Origin of the sequence: Methanocorpusculum sp. (assembly GCF_030655665.1) — an archaeon.
In the GTDB taxonomy this organism is placed as follows: Archaea; Halobacteriota; Methanomicrobia; order Methanomicrobiales; family Methanocorpusculaceae; genus Methanocorpusculum.
Map to the genome: position 1 here is coordinate 96,800 of NZ_JAUSPQ010000010.1, position 14,382 is coordinate 111,181.

Annotated in this window: 15 protein-coding genes; 8 read left to right on the forward strand and 7 right to left on the reverse strand. The window is 49.9% G+C overall.

Annotated elements, in window-relative coordinates; all coding sequences use genetic code 11:
- Window positions 1-163: 163 nt before the first annotated feature.
- The 3 genes from Q7J08_RS09110 to Q7J08_RS09120 form a co-directional block, all read right to left on the reverse strand.
- A complete protein-coding gene (locus tag Q7J08_RS09110) occupies window positions 164-511 on the reverse strand; it encodes a DUF86 domain-containing protein (RefSeq protein WP_304911382.1) in 348 nt (115 codons plus the stop codon).
- Window positions 508-837, reverse strand: coding sequence for a nucleotidyltransferase family protein (locus Q7J08_RS09115; RefSeq protein WP_304911383.1), 330 nt, complete (start codon window positions 835-837; stop codon window positions 508-510). The genes Q7J08_RS09110 and Q7J08_RS09115 overlap by 4 nt, the downstream gene beginning before the upstream one ends.
- Window positions 838-973: 136 nt before the next feature.
- Entirely contained in the window at window positions 974-1,120 is a 147-nt protein-coding gene (locus Q7J08_RS09120) for a hypothetical protein (protein ID WP_304911384.1), read from the reverse strand.
- A gap of 215 nt (window positions 1,121-1,335) precedes the next feature.
- Between Q7J08_RS09120 and Q7J08_RS09125 the strand changes: the two genes are divergently transcribed.
- From Q7J08_RS09125 to Q7J08_RS09140, 4 genes are read left to right on the forward strand one after another with little or no spacing between them, the layout of a single operon-like run.
- Window positions 1,336-1,695: a DUF555 domain-containing protein gene (locus Q7J08_RS09125; protein WP_304911385.1), complete on the forward strand. Its 360-nt coding sequence runs from the start codon at window positions 1,336-1,338 to the stop codon at window positions 1,693-1,695.
- Window positions 1,685-2,575, forward strand: coding sequence for a PfkB family carbohydrate kinase (locus Q7J08_RS09130; protein ID WP_304911386.1), 891 nt, complete (start codon window positions 1,685-1,687; stop codon window positions 2,573-2,575). The genes Q7J08_RS09125 and Q7J08_RS09130 overlap by 11 nt, the downstream gene beginning before the upstream one ends.
- Window positions 2,575-3,231, forward strand: coding sequence for a diphthine--ammonia ligase (locus Q7J08_RS09135; protein ID WP_304911387.1), 657 nt, complete (start codon window positions 2,575-2,577; stop codon window positions 3,229-3,231). Before Q7J08_RS09130 ends, Q7J08_RS09135 begins: the two co-directional genes overlap by 1 nt.
- Before the next feature lies 1 nt (window position 3,232).
- Window positions 3,233-4,963 (forward strand): DUF2070 family protein, encoded by a 1,731-nt coding sequence (locus Q7J08_RS09140; RefSeq protein ID WP_304911388.1) that lies wholly within the window; start codon window positions 3,233-3,235, stop codon window positions 4,961-4,963.
- A 15-nt stretch (window positions 4,964-4,978) separates the two neighbouring features.
- On the opposite strand, the gene Q7J08_RS09145 is transcribed toward Q7J08_RS09140, so the two are convergent.
- Entirely contained in the window at window positions 4,979-5,176 is a 198-nt protein-coding gene (locus tag Q7J08_RS09145) for a hypothetical protein (protein WP_304911389.1), read from the reverse strand.
- Between the two features lie 30 nt (window positions 5,177-5,206).
- On the opposite strand from Q7J08_RS09145, the gene uvrC reads away from it, so the two are divergent.
- Window positions 5,207-6,808 carry an excinuclease ABC subunit UvrC gene (gene uvrC / locus Q7J08_RS09150; RefSeq protein WP_370651248.1) on the forward strand — a complete coding sequence of 534 codons (1,602 nt, stop codon included), beginning with the start codon at window positions 5,207-5,209 and terminating at the stop codon, window positions 6,806-6,808.
- Between the two features lie 3 nt (window positions 6,809-6,811).
- Here uvrC and Q7J08_RS09155 read toward each other — a convergent pair whose 3' ends face one another.
- Window positions 6,812-7,489, reverse strand: coding sequence for a 2,5-diamino-6-(ribosylamino)-4(3H)-pyrimidinone 5'-phosphate reductase (locus Q7J08_RS09155; protein ID WP_304911390.1), 678 nt, complete (start codon window positions 7,487-7,489; stop codon window positions 6,812-6,814).
- Window positions 7,490-7,554: 65 nt separating this feature from the next.
- Window positions 7,555-7,737 carry a hypothetical protein gene (locus Q7J08_RS09160; protein ID WP_304911391.1) on the reverse strand — a complete coding sequence of 61 codons (183 nt, stop codon included), beginning with the start codon at window positions 7,735-7,737 and terminating at the stop codon, window positions 7,555-7,557.
- Between the two features lie 148 nt (window positions 7,738-7,885).
- On the opposite strand from Q7J08_RS09160, the gene Q7J08_RS09165 reads away from it, so the two are divergent.
- The 3 genes from Q7J08_RS09165 to Q7J08_RS09175 all read left to right on the forward strand — a co-directional run bounded on the left by Q7J08_RS09165 (window position 7,886) and on the right by Q7J08_RS09175 (window position 11,184).
- Complete coding sequence (locus tag Q7J08_RS09165; RefSeq protein ID WP_304911392.1) at window positions 7,886-8,851, forward strand: EF-Tu/IF-2/RF-3 family GTPase; 966 nt, start codon at window positions 7,886-7,888, stop codon at window positions 8,849-8,851.
- Between the two features lie 1,003 nt (window positions 8,852-9,854).
- On the forward strand, window positions 9,855-10,787 hold the full coding sequence (locus Q7J08_RS09170) for a hypothetical protein (protein ID WP_304911393.1): 933 nt from the start codon (window positions 9,855-9,857) through the stop codon (window positions 10,785-10,787).
- A 34-nt stretch (window positions 10,788-10,821) separates the two neighbouring features.
- On the forward strand, window positions 10,822-11,184 hold the full coding sequence (locus Q7J08_RS09175; protein ID WP_304911394.1) for a hypothetical protein: 363 nt from the start codon (window positions 10,822-10,824) through the stop codon (window positions 11,182-11,184).
- 383 nt (window positions 11,185-11,567) lie between these two features.
- On the opposite strand, the gene uvrA is transcribed toward Q7J08_RS09175, so the two are convergent.
- Window positions 11,568-14,363, reverse strand: coding sequence for an excinuclease ABC subunit UvrA (gene uvrA / locus Q7J08_RS09180; RefSeq protein ID WP_304911395.1), 2,796 nt, complete (start codon window positions 14,361-14,363; stop codon window positions 11,568-11,570).
- Between the last annotated feature and the right edge of the window lie 19 nt (window positions 14,364-14,382).

Here is a 14,382-nt window from a genome sequence, read left to right on the forward strand (position 1 = left end):
GAATCCGAAGGTTGTGGATACAGGAGAAGAGAAAAACCTCTCCTAAATCCAAAAAATAGGATATTCCACCGCGAGCCGCTCCGCGCTGGAGTCGCGGCTCCGCACCCCCATAATCAGAAAAAGGAATGAGATGTGATAGAAGTATATTTGCCAACTGTCAAATTTAGGATTCAAGTGCTGTGCGTAGGGCAGATATCTGCATATAAAGAGGCGGAATATCGTTTACTGCAAGATCCCAGACGTAGTTTAGATTGACATTTGCATACGCATGAATCAGACGGTCTCTCATACCGGCCATTTTTCTCCAGGGAATCTCGGGATATTGCGTGCGAATTTCTTCAGGGATATGTTTTGCTGCTTCACCGATGATTTCAATGAAACGAATGATACCGCCGCTGTAGAGCGGATCGGTTGAGAACTCCTGATAACTCATGCGATTGACAGCAGTCATGATGTTTTCAGATTGTTCACAGATGTCATCTAAATACGTGAGAATATCTGGTGTTTTCATACAGCAGCTTGTCCTGCACCGCAGAGGATGATGTCTTTTTGTATGTTGGAGCGAATACGTGGTTTAAGATATTCAAAGGAGACGAGGTCGACTTTGCGTTCCAAAATCGATTCAAGGTACTCAGCGAGAGCAAGATAATTGTCGAATGTGTCGAATTCCGGTTTGAATGCATACAGGAGGTCAATGTCACTGTAGGGTGTGTCGTCCCCGCGTGCGACTGAACCGAAGAGAGCGAGGAGCTCAATGCCGTACACTGTCTGGAGGGTTAAAAGGGAAGAGGAAAGTCGTGTAAGGACACAGTTTTTGATACTTACATATTCAGACATTGACTAATATCTGAGTATTTGTCCTTCGCATGTAATGAGGTTTTGCCTTTGATGGCGGGGTGGCGACGAAGTCGACGCCCTCAGCTGAGCAAATCTCTGATTTGCGAACGGGCGCAGGCGGGGACCTTTAGGTCCCTTAGCCGAGGCGGGTTGGACGCGAGCGAAGCGAAGCGGACGACCTCAGCCGAGCAAGTTTTCGAAGGAAACTTGCGACCAAGGCTTTGCCTTGCGAGTTGCTGGGTGAGTCGATGATTTCAGCGGAGGCGGTGATCGCAGTCGGCAATTCCCGGTTTCTGGGAGCTTTGAGACGGGCGGTTCACCCAATATTCTCTCACCCGCACACCTGCAAGCTGATCAATGTGATCGTCAAAGGTCGAAGACTTCGCGTCCAACACACTCGCAAATCAAAGATTTGCTCGGCTAAGGCCACCCCTACGGGGCAGCCCGCCCACAAATTCCATTATCTTGAAGCGACAACGTATACACAACGAGTTGAAAATGTCGGATTATCGAGTGACGTTGGAGGCAGGATGGACGGTAAAAGATGTAGAGTCCGTTCAGGATGCCATTGGAATAGCCGTGAGTGAAGCAGGAAAACGCCTTCACCCGTCAGCAAAGTTTGTTGACGTGGATGTGATGAACATGCCCTGTCCATACTGTGGGAAAGATATCAATACTGCTCTCGTGATCGCGAGGACCGGACTGGTCGGCCTTCTTCTTTCTATGAAGGTATTCAAAGCCGAAAACCCGGAGCACGCAGAACACATTGCCAAATCGGTGATAGGCAGAGCACTGCGTGACGTGTCCCTGTCGACCTATGCGGTCGAACTGATCGAGGGTGAAACCGTTGCAGAGTGAAACGATCTCCGTTTCCGGTCATCTCTGTGTAGATTACATCCTCACCGTCGATGAGTACCCGCCGGTCGGCGAGTCCAGACGGGTGTCGGAACGCAGGATATACTTCGGCGGAGGTGCGGCAAACATCGCCGCCGGTATCGCCACGCTCGGCGGTCAGGCTGAACTCATCTGCGCAGTTGGGTGCGATTTCACGGGCAGTGAATACGAAAAATATCTGGAAGAACTTGGCGTGAAAACGACGGTGTTCAGAAGTGAGAAGAACTGTTCGACCGCGTTTATGGTGAACAATGCCGCAGGGGACCAGGTGACCTACTTCGAGTGGGGTGCCGGAGAGGCTTTTGCCCGAGCAGTTCCGCCGAAACGCGAATTTGTCCACATGGCGACAGGCGACGCCGTCTTCAATATCAGCCTCGCAAAACAGGCGAGGTTTGCCTCGCTCGACCCGGGCCAGGACGTGAAATACTATACTGCAGACGATCTCACGACCCTGCTTGGAGAGATCGACATGCTCATCTGCAACAACTATGAGATGGATATCATAGAACATACCCTCTCCTGCAGCGAAAAAGACATTCTCGATTCGGTGCCTTTTACCATCATCACCCATGGAAAAGCAGGCAGCAGCCTCTACTTCGACGGAAAAACCGAGCAGATCCCGGCGGTTTCTGTCGAAGCAAAAGACCCGACCGGTGCAGGCGATGCATATCGGGCCGGCTTTTTCACCGCTTGGAAAAAAGGATACGACCCGGTCACCTGCGCAAAGATCGGCGCGGTAACCTCGTCATTCGTTGTAGAAATGATCGGAACGCAGACCAACCTTCCCGACTGGGATCGGATGGAACAGCGCTACAGACCGGTATTCGGCAGACTGGAGCGTTAATGAGCTGGGCAGCACTGACTTCAGGGGGCAAGGACTCGATCCTTGCGGTACAAAAAGCGATCGACGCCGGCATGCAGGTCTCACATTTCGTAACGGTCGTACCGGAAAATACGGAGTCATACATGTTCCACTCGGCAAATCTGGCGGCCGTACCTGTCATGGCAAACCGCTGCGGGGCCGCGTATGTGGAGATACGATCGGCAGGTGTCAAAGAACAGGAGGTCGCCGATATGGAAAAAGGCCTTGCAGAATTAGGGGTCGAAGGGATCATCGTCGGGGCAATCGAATCCGAGTATCAGCGGTCCAGAGTCGCCGCAGTCTGCGACCGGCTCGGCCTGAAACTTTTCGCTCCGCTCTGGAAGGTGGATCCTCTTACTCTTATGCATGAAGTGGCTTCCCGGCTGGATGCCGTGATCGTCGTCTGTGCCGCAGACGGGCTCGGCGAAAATGTTCTCGGGAAAAAGATCGATGAAAAACTGATCGGGATGCTTCTTTCCGTTCAGAAGATCAGACGTATCCACCTCGCCGGAGAGGGCGGGGAGTATGAATCGCTTGTACTGAACGCCCCATGCTTTTCAGCTCCGGTACACTGTTCAGAGATGAAGTCCAGCTATGAAGGACTCCGTGGGGAAGTCGTCATCGACAGGTTCTGGTAATATGAAACCTGAAGTAAAAACCGAATCATTAACGAAATATCTGTTTAACGCACCAAAATGGGGATTATCATTAGCCATAATGATCCTGATCGGCCTCGCTATCGACGGGGTCGTGTTCCTGTTTACCGGTGAGATACGCGGGGTCGGATTTGCCTTCTCGATTCCCGGCGTAGCTGCGCTGATCCTTACGAAGCCGCTCGTGAGCGCGACCGCACGGCAGGAGTTCACCTGGAACAGATCGGGTATGCTGGCACTTGCCTCTGAAATATTCATGCTTCTCTGGATGGTCACCGGCCTCTTTCTTGGGGCAGGATTTGCCTATGTCTTCGGCGTTGGATTCATTCTGGCGATCAGGCTGGTCGTTCTCGCCGCGGTCGCAGACTACCGGTTTGGGAGAATGTACGGACCTGCCGCGATCCAGACATTCGCGGGGGCAATTGTGGGGGTCTGGTTCTTCGGTCCCGGATTCGTCATTCCGGTCGTCGTGTCGATCATAGTATTCTCGGTAGGGGTCATCGGATTTTTACTCCTGTTCGATCTGCCGATGAAACGGACGAGCGGGGTCGGGGCGATGCATTTCGTCAATGCCTTCCTTGCCCACCTGACAAACGGATCGAACGATCTCGAGGAGTATTTCCATCACATCAGCGAGTATGTTTCCGTTCCAGAAACGACGTTCTTCTTCAGACGTGCAGACAAACCTGATGTCTGGTTCGTCATCCCAAACCTGCACCCAGGTCCGATGGCTGAGATAGGGGGCAGTAACTTCCCCAAGATCCTGCACGACGATTTTGCAGAAGAAGCGATGCTTCTCGTATCCCACGGATGCGCCAGTCATGATCTGAATCTCATCTCCAATAGAGAAACGAAGAGTATCACGAAAGCGATCCGGGAAAGTCTGGATTCGGTCATATATACCGACTATGCAAGCCGCCCTATCAGGACGCGCTTCGGCACGGTCTCGATTCTCTCCCAGAGATTCGGCGACTCCCTTTTGATGATCACCACCCGATCCCCCGAGATGACGGAGGACATGGACTACTCGATCGGCAGGATCGTGATGGGAGAGAGTAAAGGGAGATACAAAAATATCGGATTTGTTGACGCCCACAACTGTATGACGGCGGTCACGAACATCATCTACCCCTCGACCAAAACCGGCAACGAGTTCATCTCCGGAGCGGATGATGCGATGAACAGGATGCTTGATGCCGAAATGCTGCCTTTCTCTGTCGGCGCGGCACAGGTCATCCCGCCTTTCAGCAGAGGCGAAGGGTTCGCCGACATGGGGATCATCGCGATGGTCACCGAGGTCGCCGGCATAAAAACGGCGTATGTGCTGTTTGACGGCAACAATGTTCACCTTGGTGTCAGAGAGATCCTCCGAAACGCTGTTCTGGGACTTGGGCTGGATGAGGTCGAGATCATGACAACCGATTCGCATGTGGTGAACTCGATCTCAGGCAGAAATCCGATCGGCGATGCAGTCTCGCCAGGCGAGATCATCCCGTATGTTTCGGAAGCGGTCTTAAAAGCGGTCGAGGATCTTGCTCCGGCATCAGGCGGAGCGGCTACCAACATATGTGAGGAGGTCGAGGTGTTCGGCCCTTCACGAATCGTTCAGCTGACCTCGACCGTGAACGCCATCGTCACGAACCTGCTTCCTCTCGCAACACTTCTGATGGCTACGGCATTTCTGCTGATCCTGGTCGTCTGTATGATCGTATTGTAAATTATCTAAAAAATATTATTTTTCAACCTGTTCGACATCGATCGCACAGGTACTTCTTCTTATTCGCGGCATCGTCGCGAGTTTGTTTTCATATTTATCACAGGTGAATCCTGCTTTCGGCATAGGATCGGGAAGAACGACACCGAGTTTACAGGTGATACGGTAATTATAAAAATCCCGATCCGTATCATAGGTGTATTCATGTGAATCCATATGCGGACATGTTAAACAAGGGACAACCATATGATTAAAGATACATTCACCCCATACATTAACCTGCCGAAAATGCCACCCTTTGACCTTGCCGACATTCCCCATTTGCCAGGCTGTTACCTGTATAAAGACGGGGACGGGACGATAATCTACGTCGGCAAAGCAAAAGATCTGCGAAAACGGGTCTCTTCCTACTTTCAGAAAAAGGACCATGACCCGAAAACAAAAAAGCTCGTGGCAGCGATCCGATCAGTCGAATACATCATCACAGCGACCGATGAAGAGGCATATCTTCTGGAAAATACCCTCATAAAACATCACCTCCCGAAATACAACATCGATCTCAAGGACGCAAAATCCTACGCATACATCGAACTCACGAAAGAGCCGTATCCACGAATCAGCATCGCGAGAAATACCCGCGGCAGCGGGCAGTTTTTCGGGCCGTTCGTCTCGGCAAAGGAACGGGACCATGTGCTCTCGGTCGTGAAAAAAACCTTCAGACTCAGGTCCTGTAAAAATATGCCGAAGAACCGGCCTTGTCTCAGATATCATATAGGCAACTGCACCGGGCCATGCGGGGGGCATGTCTCAGTCGAAGAATACGCAAAACAGTGTTCATATACTGCAGATGTCCTGAAAGGCAGCACAAAGGAGATCAAAAATAAACTCGAAGAGGAGATGACCGGGTATGCGAGAGAGATGGAATTCGAAGCGGCCCTTCTCTGCCGGGATATGATCACCGCGGTCGAGAACCTTTCCTCACGACAGTATGTTACCCGGAAAACCGATCATGATGAGGATGTCATCGCCTACCGCGTGGCCGAAGGAACGGTATATCTGATGGTCTTCCATGTGTACAAGGGAACGCTCGGCGGCAGGGACGAGTTCATCTTTGAGGGGACGGACGGATTTTTCGAGGAGTTCGTTGCGAGATATTACACCGAAAATCCTGCGCCGAAAGAGATCATCGTCGAAGAGGAACTTGACGAAGCACTCGCCGCGTATCTGGGAAATCTGGCAGGGTATATGGTGAAGATCACCGTGCCAAAGCAGGGAGCGAAGAAAAAACTCCTCGAACTTGCGGGAAAAAATATCGAGACGGTCCATTTCGGCGACGAACTGAAGGTCATGGAGCTGCAGGCGGCCCTTCATCTCAAGACACCGCCAACCGTCATCGAATGTTTCGATATCTCCCATCTTTCAGGAACGGATACGGTAGCGTCCATGGTCCGGTTCGTATCCGGCAGACCTGATAAGAAAAACTACCGGCGGTTCAAAATCAAAACGGTCGACGGGATCGATGACTTCGCCTCGATGGCTGAAGTTGTCCGTCGGAGATACAGCCGCCTGATCGAAGAGGAAAAACCTCTGCCTGATCTGATCGTGATCGACGGAGGGAAAGGTCAGCTCTCGTCCGCGAAACGGATCCTCGATGAACTGGAGGCGAACGTCCCGCTCATTTCCCTTGCAAAGGCGGAAGAAGAAGTATTCGTATCAGGGGTGCCGTTCCCGCTGCCGTTTGGAAAAAAGACGAAGGCAAACATGTACCTTCAGGAGATACGGGACGAGGCACACAGGTTTGCGGTCACGTATAACAGGCTGCTTCGGAAAAAGCGGCTGGTAAAATAATATTCACGCCTTTTTTATCCAGGTCAGCAGGACACCGTCGTCGATCCGCTCGACGTTTTTCAGCGAGAGACGGGTGAACTCATCAGGGTCGGTGAACCCTTTCCCGTCAGCAAAGGTCGGAGCATCCTTGCCGCCGATTATCATTGCACCGATATATATGCGTATTTCGTCAAACAGCCCCCGGCTCATGATCGACCAGAGAAGGGTCGCTCCGCCTTCTACCATCAGCTGTTTGACCCCGAGTTTTGCGAGTTCTTCCAGCACAGTTTCCAGATCGACTGAATCCGCACCCGCAGAAATCACCGTGGCCTTTTCTTTCAGCGCGTCGCATCTCTCCTTTGGGGCTTTTTCCGAGACGAAAATAACCACGCGGCCAAGTCCTTTTTTGAACATGTCCACGTCTGCAGGCATCCGTGCCATACTGTCGATCACGACCCGCATGGGATGAGGATCTTTGCCGTTCGCTTTGCGCATACCGGCATACTCCTCGTTTTTGAGTCGGAGAGAGGGGTCGTCGGAGAGGACGGTCCCTATGCCTATCATTACCGCGTCGGATTCGGCACGGAGTATATCCACACGCAGGAAATCCTCTTGACCGGATATCTTGGTCTGCTTCCTTTCACTGGTGGCAAGTTTTCCGTCAGCACTCATTGCTGCATTAATAATTACATACGGACGCATACAAATACCTTGGATATACGTAAACGTGGGTAGATCACAGAAAATACGAATGAATTAAAGAAATCTCAGACCTTCTTATAAACGTTTACACCAACACGAACCTCGGGGTGTTTTCGATCGATCGGTTTGTTTCCCATGCTGGAACCAATGATGATCGTTTTGCCTGAGGATGAAGGTCCAACTTCCTGGGAAAGATCGACTGTAATTGTAAGAATATCTCCATCAACTGAGGTTTTCACATTTTTCATATCTGTTAATGTGCATGATTACGTGATAAATGTTGCGGGGTTTTTCCAGAAAATTTTGCCAATTTACAGTGAGTGTACTGAGTGGGAAGAGGCAGCGGGAGGTAAAACCCATAAATATAATCATCCAAAAACACTAATGAGTATAACCATGCCAAACTTAACCGTCGCCGTACTTGCCCCGAACGGATATGCCCGTGATCTCGGGAAAAAGGGAACCAGTACCGATATCACCTTCTACAATCTGAAAAAAGGTCACGATACCGTAACACTTTTGGAGCCGACCAGATATCCGGACAGACTCGCTCCGCTGTTCTATGTTGTTTCTATGTCTCATGAGGCGATCGTGGTGATCTCGGAGATCACACCGATGGTGGCCGAGTGGATCCTGATGCTTGATTGTGCTAATGTGAAGAGCGGCACGATCATTTTGAAGAATTATATCCAGCCGAATCAGATCGCTCCACTTATCAAAGGAACGGTGCTTGAGAACTATACGATCATGGATGAGGATTTCATCGGACTTTCTGCCGAACTTCTTGAACGTGCAGCAAAGCAGCCTGATATCGAGCCGAAGGAGGGGGCGACGGGATCGGTCCCGATCGACCACCACTTCAATGTGCGGGGTATTGGAACGGTGATCCTCGGATGCGTCGCGGATGGATGGATCAAAAAGCATGATAAGATGCGGGTCGAACCGCTGGGTAAGATCGCTCAGATCCGGTCGGTCCAAAAGCATGATGATGATTTTGCCTGGGCGTATGCGGGCGACCGTGTCGGCTGTGCCTTGAAAGATATCGATGCCGAGGAGCTGGACAGAGGGTTCGTTCTTACGACCGACCCGAAAGTGACCCACACGACGACGGTCACCGGCGACGCACGCCTGGTGAAGTACTGGCCGGGAGAGATCAAGGAGCAGATGGTCGTATCCATAGGACACTGGATGCAGTTTTTATCTGCACGGATCACGAAAGTGGAGAACGGATCGGATTGGCATGCCCCGAAGCTGACGCTCGAACTCGATACGCCGCTCGTGTATAAGCCGGGTGATTCGGCGGTCATTCATTACCTCGACGGGGGAAAGCTCCGTGTCGTCGGGACGATCAGACTTCCCTGATCATTCTTTTTTTCTTTTGATTTTTTTACGGGCTGTGCTGAATAGGGTGCGTCAATTGGAATCATGATAGTCAGTTTCAATGCTTATTTTACTGGATGATTCTCTTTTAGCCCGTTATCATCCTGACTTTATTTATCCGAACATTAATCATACTTAAATTGAGAAGTATTTTGTATGAGCAAGATTGGGACACCCAATTATGGCAGGAGTATTGACGGGCACGCCCCATTCCAGCCGTTATTGGATTCTCATTATTAATGTATACTCATTTCATATTGTCTGTATTAGTGGGTACTGACAGAACAAATGCCCAATCTCCCCCGTTCATCAGCCCCTGTCCCCCTATCCATCCGCCTAATATCCCTCCGGCTCTTTTTTTATCCATCTATGTATCTATATACATATTTACACAAATCAAAAAAAACGATACCCCGGAGAAAACTACGTCCGGACGTAAAGAGATTTGTGTTTATGTATATATATACACAAAAGCGCTCTCTCTCTCTTCTGTACTAAAAAAAGTATATAGTATATATAAAAATAAAGTGATTGATGAGCACTTTTTCTTCCCGTAGTTACTTACGGACGGACGTAGTCTCTGGGGGGTCATCGTTTTTTCTGGACGTCCAGGTTGTGGGTTTATATATGATGAGGGTGTTGGGAGGGAAATACGGCAGGAATGGGCGTATTTTTTGTTTGGGGTGTGGTTTTCGTGTGGAGGTGGGGGGTTTGGGGGTTGATAGGTGGGGGCCATACTAGGAGAGGATGGAGAGAATGAAGTTACATTATTTTTCTAGAATTAGGACATCTCGTCACCAAGATGTTGGGTTTGTTCATTTTTTGAAACTCATCTCGCTCAGCGAGAACGCCTTTTTTGCGCACTTTTGAGGCAATATCGCACCGTTCAGTAATGGGTTTATATGGTTATGTCACCCATATTTTAATAATTGATCGAGAATTATATGATAATTATTACAAATAACAACTTTTGGGTGTGGCATAAATGAAGAATAAAAGGCAATGCCCATTAAAAGGAGTAATTCTGATTACTATCCTAGTTTGTGCCGTTACAATTTTTCTTACACTTTTGATCAACAAGATTATGATTGCCGAGAGTTTTTGGGAGGCACTGCGGGATATCAATACATATTACGCTTCACTTCTTTCTTTTATTGTCGCAGTTATTCTTGCGATTATTACTGGTTTTTACGCTGTGTCTGCTTATTCCCAGAAAAAAGCCTCGGAAAAATCAGTGGAGGTGATGACAAATCAGATTCAGTTAGATAAACAACCCTGTGTTTACCCAACTCTCCATTATGGCTCCTCTGGATCAGCTAAACGTAATAAAGACAGAGATTGGGCGCTTGAATTTCATGTACCTCTCAAAAATATTGGGGATTATACCGCATTGTCTGTACAAACATTAGGTTATTTAGAATTGCAGTATCTCCCAAATGCCCCAATATCATTACGGATGAGCGGCCCCTCGTGTATGACATCTTATGTTGCACTTGGAGAAGAGAGGGATAAGAAATCCGCAAAACTTACATTTGATTATTCGGCATTATCACAACTCTTAGAAGATATGAAAGAATGTGCAGAACATTATCCAGAATATAAGTATGGGACGGGTGAATCCGAGAGATATGGGCCAAAACTTGTTATAAAGGTACTTTATAAGAATATTTTAGGTGAAAATTTTGTTGGAATTGTTTCGAAAAGACTCAAAAGCCCTGTAAAACTAGCGAATGTCGATGGAGAGATAAAAGGAATTAATTTTGATTTGACATCATTACAAGAAACTGATGATTTAAACCTTTTCTTTAATTACACCTCGGACAATACCTCAGAAACAGAATATCATCTTGCAACTAATGATGAAATATATGAGTTTATGTTTGAAATAACAGATGAAATGAAAAACAGTATTAAATGAAAAATGAATTTCAAATTAAGTATGAGGTAAAACTATGAAATTATATGAAACTATTCAAGATGCCTACAAATTAGCACAAACATATAATGATCCTGAATTATTAGGGAAATTAATGGATGTGCGAGGACAGATCCTTGACATTCAAGAAGAACTTATGGACTTGCGTCAAGAAGTTGAAAATCTCAGGAAAATTCAAGCAATAGAATCGGATATTGAGCGTCATGATGAACCCTATATTACACTAAAAAGTGATGGGAACAAAATACTGCGTTGTGCAACATGCTGGGATCGTAAGCATGAACTCATACAATTACAAAAAACGCCACCTCAGTTTAATCACGTCATGGGAACACACGAATGTCCGATCTGCAAAACAAAAGTGAACTACACCAAATAACCCGGAACATTCATACTAATTACCTCTATACAGGATATCTCCACCGCGGGACGATAGAAAAAAGAAGAATTTCCGTTCTTCCGCCCCTGTCCCCCTTTTCGTGAATTTTGTTGAGTTTTGTGATTTTTGGTGTTGGGGGACGGGGGAGGGCACTACATCTTTCCCACCATTTTTCATTCTTTTTATTTTTGTGTTTTCGTGGACGTTTTCGTGAATTTCGTGTGATGGATTCGCTCAATCAATAAAAATCCCTTACACCAACACGAAGCACACCAAAAAAACTCCCGCCACCATTGTATACTTCGCATACCTGAGGGCGAGCCGGTCGGCTGGCTGTGGTCGTCGCCAACCGGCCCCAAAAAACGAAAAAAAACAGCTAATTCTTACAGCATCCTCTGTAAAAACTGCCCCGTATAACTCTTCTTCACCTTCGCTACCTCCTCCGGCGTCCCCTGGGCAATAATCTCTCCCCCGGCATTCCCGCCTTCCGGACCAAGATCGATCAGATAATCCGCCGACTTGATAACATCCAGATTATGCTCGATCACCACGACCGAATTCCCCTTCCCGACCAGACTGTCCAGCACCCCGACAAGCTTCTTGACATCATGGAAATGGAGACCCGTCGTCGGCTCATCTAAGAGATACACCGTCTTCCCCGTCGCCCGCTTTGCAAGCTCACGGGTCAGTTTGATACGCTGGGCCTCGCCTCCGGACAACGTTGTCGAACTCTGCCCGAGCTTGATGTACCCGAGACCCACATCGACAAGAGTCTGCAGTTTCGCACTGATCGACGGCACGTTTTCGAACAGTTCAAGGGCCTCGTCCACGCTCATACCCAGAACATCCGCGATCGACTTCCCCTTATACTTCACCTCGAGCGTCTCCTCATTATAGCGGGCCCCCTTACACTCCTCGCACTCGATATACACATCAGGCAGGAAGTTCATCTCGATCTTCATCACGCCGTCACCCGAACACGCCTCGCAGCGGCCGCCTTTGATGTTGAACGAAAACCGGCCCGGTCCGTATCCCCGGAGCTTCGCCTCCTTCGTCTCGGCAAACAGTTTCCGGATATCGTCGAACACTTTTGTGTAGGTCGCCGGATTCGACCGCGGCGTCCTTCCGATCGGTGACTGATCGATCACGATCACCTTATCGATCTCCGACTCGAAGATCAGCTCCTTATAGGCACCCGGCGTCACGCGTGACGAATAGATCTCCTTCATCAAAGCCTGATACAGCGTATCGTAGATCAGCGTGGATTTTCCCGAGCCGGAAACTCCCGTGATGACCGTCAGCGTCCCAAGAGGGATCGCCGCATCGATATTTTTCAGATTGTTCTCCGTGCAGCCGTTGATCCGGATGAACTTCTTCGCCGGCCGTCTCTTCTCTGGGACGGGGATCGAGAGCTCGCCCGAAAGATACCTGCCGGTCAGGGACTCAGGGAAGGTCTCGATCATATCCGGCGTTCCTTCGGCAACGACCCTGCCGCCGTGGATCCCGGCGCCCGGACCGATATCCACTACGTAGTCAGCCGCCCGGATCGTGTCCTCGTCGTGTTCGACCACGATCAGCGTGTTGCCGAGATCACGAAGCTTCTGCAAAGTCTGGATAAGTTTCTGGTTGTCCCTCTGGTGGAGACCGATCGACGGCTCATCCAGGATATACAAGACCCCCATCAGATTCGAACCGATCTGGGTGGCAAGCCTAATACGCTGGGCCTCCCCTCCGGAAAGGCTCCCGGAATTTCGGGAAAGCGTCAGATAGCCGAGACCGACCGACTTCAGGAAGTTCAGTCTGGACTTGATCTCCCGAAGAATCAGCTTCGCGATCTCCTCCTCTTTCTGCGTAAGCGGCAGCGACTCGAAGAATTCAAGAGCTGCGTCGATCGACATATCGGCTACGTCCGCGATGGACTGACCGCCGATTTTGACCGCGAGCACGTGATCCTTCAGCCTTCTGCCGTGACAGGTCGGACAGGGAAGGATCCGCATGAACTTTTCCAGCTCCTCTTTGCGGTAATCCGACTTCGTGTCCTTATACAGACGTTCGGTCTGGGGCAGAAGACCTTCCCAGCTTCCATGGTATGCCCACTCGGCATTCTTCGAGGTATGGCTGAACTTCATGTCCTCGTTCACGCCGTACATCAGACCGTCATACTGCTCTTTCGTGAACTCGTTCACCGGCGTCATCAGGGAAAAGCCCAGATGTTTCGCGACGGCGTCCAGATACTGGACACGGAACCCGTCGAGGAAATTTTTGTACACCGCGACGGCGCCGTCCGCAAGCGAGAGGGTCTTGTCCGGGATGATCAGGTCGGGATCGAAGACCATCTGGAACCCAAGCCCGTTACAGGTCGGGCATGCCCCGAACGGACTGTTGAAGGAGAACATTCTCGGCTGAAGCTCTTCGAACGAGAGACCGCAGACCGGGCATGCCATCCGTGCCGAGTAGACGGAGTCCGTCTCGCCGGCGTTTGCATACACGAGTCCGTCCTCGGCATGCTTCAGCGCCGATTCGATCGCCTCGGTCAGCCGGCTTCGGTCGGTCGTATCGACCCGGTCGATAACGATCTCGATGTTGTGCATGATGTATCTGCCGAGTTTGATCTCGTCATCGGTCCGGAAAATCTCGCCGTCGACCCGGACCCTCGCAAATCCGTCGGCATGCAGATCCCGGATCAGCTGTTCGTAGGTCCCTTTCTTTTTCCGGATGATCGGGGCGAGGATCGTGACCATCGTCTCCGGATACTCTTTCTGGATCGAATCGGCGATCTGTCCGGGGGTCCTTGACTCGATCTTTACCTGATGGACCGGACAGTAGGGCACCCCGATCCTTGCATACAGTAAACGCAGGTAATCATAGATCTCCGTCACCGTACCTACAGTGGAGCGCGGATTTTTGGACGTCGTTTTCTGTTCGATGGATATTGCGGGGGAGAGACCTTCGATGGAATCGACATCGGGTTTGCTCATCAGTCCAAGGAACTGACGGGCGTAGGCGGAGAGCGATTCGACATATCTGCGGTGCCCTTCCGCATAAATCGTATCAAAAGCGAGTGTGGATTTTCCCGAGCCTGAAACACCCGTGATGACAATGAGTTTGTCACGCGGGAGTTCTATAGAAATATTCTGAAGGTTGTGCTGTCTTGCACCCTTCACGATGAGGTTTTTCATGCGGGGTACATGTTTGCGG

Excerpts from the sequence above, each read along its gene's own strand:
- Q7J08_RS09115 (WP_304911383.1), bottom strand. The coding sequence starts at position 837 with ATGTCTGAATATGTAAGTATCAAAAACTGTGTCCTTACACGACTTTCC.
- uvrC (WP_370651248.1), top strand. The coding sequence starts at position 5,207 with ATGATTAAAGATACATTCACCCCATACATTAACCTGCCGAAAATGCCA.
- Q7J08_RS09165 (WP_304911392.1), top strand. The coding sequence starts at position 7,886 with ATGCCAAACTTAACCGTCGCCGTACTTGCCCCGAACGGATATGCCCGT.
- Q7J08_RS09110 (WP_304911382.1), bottom strand. The coding sequence starts at position 511 with ATGAAAACACCAGATATTCTCACGTATTTAGATGACATCTGTGAACAA.
- Q7J08_RS09145 (WP_304911389.1), bottom strand. The coding sequence starts at position 5,176 with ATGGATTCACATGAATACACCTATGATACGGATCGGGATTTTTATAAT.
- Q7J08_RS09170 (WP_304911393.1), top strand. The coding sequence starts at position 9,855 with ATGAAGAATAAAAGGCAATGCCCATTAAAAGGAGTAATTCTGATTACT.
- Q7J08_RS09160 (WP_304911391.1), bottom strand. The coding sequence starts at position 7,737 with ATGAAAAATGTGAAAACCTCAGTTGATGGAGATATTCTTACAATTACA.
- Q7J08_RS09175 (WP_304911394.1), top strand. The coding sequence starts at position 10,822 with ATGAAATTATATGAAACTATTCAAGATGCCTACAAATTAGCACAAACA.
- uvrA (WP_304911395.1), bottom strand. The coding sequence starts at position 14,363 with ATGAAAAACCTCATCGTGAAGGGTGCAAGACAGCACAACCTTCAGAAT.
- Q7J08_RS09155 (WP_304911390.1), bottom strand. The coding sequence starts at position 7,489 with ATGCGTCCGTATGTAATTATTAATGCAGCAATGAGTGCTGACGGAAAA.
- Q7J08_RS09125 (WP_304911385.1), top strand. The coding sequence starts at position 1,336 with ATGTCGGATTATCGAGTGACGTTGGAGGCAGGATGGACGGTAAAAGAT.
- Q7J08_RS09135 (WP_304911387.1), top strand. The coding sequence starts at position 2,575 with ATGAGCTGGGCAGCACTGACTTCAGGGGGCAAGGACTCGATCCTTGCG.
- Q7J08_RS09140 (WP_304911388.1), top strand. The coding sequence starts at position 3,233 with ATGAAACCTGAAGTAAAAACCGAATCATTAACGAAATATCTGTTTAAC.